The following is a 3,858-nucleotide window of genomic DNA, read 5'->3' as shown; positions in this document are numbered from 1 at the left end:
GAGGCGCCGGACTTCGTCGCCTCCTGGGTCGACATCGCCCGGCCGGCTTTGCTCGCCGCGGCGGGCGCGGACGAAAATTCGCGGCTGACGGCGATCGAGGCCGCCGTGGTGCGGCTGTCGCTGAACAATCTGATGACCTTTCCCTGGATCGCGGAGGCGGTCGCGGCGGCCCGGCTGACGCTCTACGGCTTCCGCTTCGACATTCACACCGGCGTGCTGCTCGAGGTCGGGGTCGACGGCGAGCGGCCAGTGGAATAAGCCGGCGCTGGCGCGTAAACCCGCCGCGGATTAGGCTTCCACCATGAACGAAACCGCGCGCCCCGTCGCCGCGCCGACGCGCGTGACCGCGCGGGCGCTGATCGTCGGCGAGCGCATCGACACCGTCGGGCTGGAGCGGCCGGACACGATCTCGGCGCTGCCGCTCGCCTTTCGGGTCGGCGCCGGCGGCATGGTGGCCCTCTTCCGCTTCGGCGTCGCGGTGATGGTCGGCCTGACGCCGCTCGAGGAGGAGCACACGCTGGCGAGCCTCGCCGCGCGCGTCTCCGGCATTCGCGCGCGCGGCGACGACGAGACGGCGGTGGTCGAGATCGCGCCCGAAACGGACGGGCCGAGCGAGAGCGGCGGCCCGATCCGCATCAAGGACCTGTCGCCGGCGCGCTTTCTCGTGGTCGCCGACGCGCTGGCCAAGACAGTGGCGCTGGCGCGCGACGAGCGCGAGGTCAACAAGGTCTTCGACGTCATCGAGCCGTTCGCCCGCCAGCTTGCGCAAACCGGCCGACCGCCGTTCCGTCGCCGCGCGATGCTCAAGCTGATCGGCCAGGCGCTGCTCGCCCAGCACCGCGTCACCGGCCGCGTCGCGGTCGAGGAAAAGCCGGACGTGCTGTGGGACCGGCCCGACCTCGAGCGCCTCTATGCGCGGCTCGAAGACGAATACGAGCTGAAGGAGCGCGGCGGCGCGCTGAAGCTCAAGCTCGACGTCATCGTCGAGACCGCGCATGCGATGACCGAGATGATCGACGCCGACCGCGCCACCCGCCTCGAACTCGCCGTCGTCGTGCTGATCGTGCTCGAACTCGTCGCCTCGATCGTCGAAATCGCGCTGTTGTGGCGGACGGGGTAGGGGCGTCCTCCCCCTCCTTGCGGGGACTTGAAAAGCGTAGATGGCGCGCCGACTTTCCCCTATCTTGATCCTCGCGGGACGGCAAAAGCGGTCGCGCGGTCATCGGACGAATCCAGCGGAGCGGCCATGCCAAAGACTCTTGTCATCGTCGGATACGGCACGGGAATCTCAACCGCCGTCGCCGAGAAATTCGGCGCGGAGGGCTTCTCCGTCGCGATCGTCGCGCGAAACGAGCAGCATCTCGCCGCGGGCGCCTCCGCGCTGGCGGCAAAGGGCATCGCCGCGGGCGCCTTCGCAGGCGATGCGAGCGACCCGGCCGCCGTTCGCGCCGTCTTGGCCAAGGTCCGCGCCCTCCTCGCCGCGGTTCAAGAGGCGCTTCCCGATCTGAAGAACGCGGGGGATGGCGCCGTCCTCGTCACAAACGGCGCTTTCGGCGAACTCAGCGAGCAGATGGACGCGTTCGCCGTCAGCATGAAGTCGATGGGCGTGGCGCTCGCCAACGCGGCGAAGCATAAACTCGTCGGCTTGCTCGCGCAGCGGCTGAGGGACGACGGCGTTTATGTCGGCGAGGTCATGGTCGCTGGCATGATAAAGGGCAGTGCGTGGGACAGCGGCGCCAGCGACGCCATCAAGGCGTCGACAGTGGCCGACAAGTTCTGGGAGCTCTACAAGGCTCGCGGCGCGACGCGCGCGAGAGTCGCCGGCTAGCGCGCGACGCCTTTCTCTCGGATCGCGCGGGGCGCACGGAAGCGCGACCGTTTTCTTGCGCGATCCTCCCCTCTTCGTTCCGCGCACCGATCGCATTCGACGGCCCTCGCAGGCGGCGCCGATGTGGAGAGAGGGGACATGGCGGCGCGCTTCACGCTCCCGGCAAAGGCGCGCTAAACTGTGCGTCCTTCGATTCGCGCGGCAATCCCCCCTCATGCGCCATTCCTTGTTGCTTCAGCCCGTTTCGGCGGGTGTCGTCGCCGCCTTTGTCGGCTTCGCCAGTTCGTTCGCGGTGGTCCTCAAGGGGCTCTCGGCGGTCGGCGCCAGCGATGCACAGGCCGCGTCCGGCCTGATGGCGCTGGCGATCGCGGTTTTTACTCGCCGCGAAAGTTTTTGCCCGTCAACAATTCTCCGGGATGGTAACGCAGGATAGCATAGAGCAGCACGGCAATTGTGAATGAGACATTTGGGAACAAGAATCGTAAGTCATCCCTGCGATCAGTTGCGAAGCTCGCAACATAGGAATCACAATAAAGGAAGAAGACAAAAGTCATCGTGAGGACAAGAACTCGCATCCCAACGACGTTCTTTAGAGCGTCCATGCTGTTCAGGTAGCGCCCTACATACCAAGCGCTCAGGAATCCTAAGCAGGACGGAGCTAGGAATCCTGCCACGCCGACCTTCCAAGGGAACGATGTCGATAGGGCGTTGAACACAAGGTCTGGTAGAGAAAAGCCGACCGCCTTCGACGAAATGTACAACAACAATCCGCACGCACAGGCAACTGCACGCATTATGGCCTCGACAGGCCTGTTCCTGCCTATGCCCAATATCATTGCTAGTACCAATACCAGCATACCCAGTGCGGCCAGCAACAAGACAATATGTGTGAGCCAACCGAAAAGGTCTACCATGGAGAAAGGTTTTAGCATTTGAAGACCCCTTTGCGCGGTTCCCGTCGTTTTAGCCGCAGTGCTATCCGCGAGAGCTAGAGGTGAAACGGGGGTACTAGTTTGCTGAATAGTCGGAGCCGTTTGAGGCGCAGCTGCTGTAGTTGTCGCTGGGGCCTTCAGGCCAAACAATTCTCGATAAGCCTCCCTCGGCATCCCGGCGCATAACTTGGCGTAGTAGTCATACTCGGGTAAATCACCGCGCTGGTCGTTACAAACAACGCGCCAGTTACCATCACTCTCTGTCAAAATAACCGAGTACTGATCACTTTCTTTTCGGTGTAAACAGACGTCTTTATCCCAGAACGTCACCCGGGCCCAGTTCGTCCCGGCGATGTACGCGAGGTGAACCGGCTGGGTTCGACAGAATTTCGAGGTCGGAAATTCTGGGGCCAAGATAACAAGAACATCGGACGATCCCAATGGGTCGCCGTCTATCAAAACTAGCGACGACGCTGCAGTTGAACCTGCCATTGCACTCTGCGGATCGAAATGGATGGTCTTCGTTCTCCATTGCTCGAAGTAAGGAGCGTATTTCGGCGGTACGCGGAGCGGATTGCATTTGAGTACTGCACGCACAGCGCTTTGGGCGTTAGACTGCCAAGCGGAATCGGCCGGCGGATTGAGCAGTTCGGGCGGGTGGCTGAGCGAGCCATCGGAATTGAACTCGACGCGCACTTCCGCCACGTAGCGCTCGCTTTTGGGCATCGTCGTCGGAGGAGTCCAGCAATCGAGATAGGTCTTCGTGAGCCAATCATCGAGTGCGCTCGAAAGAGCGGCCGGCGTTCTCCCCACACCTTGGTTCGACACTCCTGGTGGGGTGGCTGCGCCAGTGGGGTCAGAACTCAATTGCGCGGCGATTTCGGCGCGACATTCGGTCAGAAACCTCGTCCAGGTGAGATCGCCTGTCGTTCCTGCCACCTTTGCGGCGGCCCATCTCGCGCCGCACTGCTTCATTATCGAGGGGGTCGACTCTTGAGCGGAAACTGCACCAACCGATACGATCGCAACCATCAAGACGAAATATGAGAGGCGCATTTCTCGGCCCGCCAGTTGAGGCTTTCACTTCCTCCCGCATGT

Annotated in this window: 4 protein-coding genes and 1 pseudogene; 4 read left to right on the top strand and 1 reads right to left on the bottom strand. The window is 62.9% G+C overall.

The annotated features are described in order from the left end of the window. The 4 genes and pseudogenes from ABSF49_RS21680 to ABSF49_RS21665 form a co-directional block, all read left to right on the top strand. A partial coding sequence (locus tag ABSF49_RS21680) for a carbonic anhydrase (RefSeq protein WP_424114704.1) occupies window positions 1-258 on the top strand: 258 nt, incomplete at its 5' end. 43 nt (window positions 259-301) lie between these two features. Continuing rightward, window positions 302-1,120 (top strand): RMD1 family protein, encoded by an 819-nt coding sequence (locus ABSF49_RS21675; protein ID WP_424114703.1) that lies wholly within the window; start codon window positions 302-304, stop codon window positions 1,118-1,120. Between the two features lie 126 nt (window positions 1,121-1,246). Continuing rightward, entirely contained in the window at window positions 1,247-1,828 is a 582-nt protein-coding gene (locus ABSF49_RS21670; RefSeq protein ID WP_424114702.1) for an SDR family NAD(P)-dependent oxidoreductase, read from the top strand. A 214-nt stretch (window positions 1,829-2,042) separates the two neighbouring features. Beyond that, window positions 2,043-2,201 (top strand): annotated as a pseudogene (locus tag ABSF49_RS21665) (benzoate/H(+) symporter BenE family transporter); the annotation flags it as partial. Between the two features lies 1 nt (window position 2,202). Here ABSF49_RS21665 and ABSF49_RS21660 read toward each other — a convergent pair. Next, window positions 2,203-3,816, bottom strand: a complete 1,614-nt coding sequence (locus ABSF49_RS21660; protein WP_424114701.1) for a cell envelope integrity TolA family protein — start codon at window positions 3,814-3,816, stop codon at window positions 2,203-2,205. Window positions 3,817-3,858: the final 42 nt, after the last annotated feature.

The organism is Roseiarcus sp. (assembly GCF_049514155.1).
In the GTDB taxonomy this organism is placed as follows: Bacteria; Pseudomonadota; Alphaproteobacteria; order Rhizobiales; family Beijerinckiaceae; genus Roseiarcus.
Note: the sequence above shows the minus strand (reverse complement) of the source record. Positions and strands in the feature narration are given on the sequence as shown.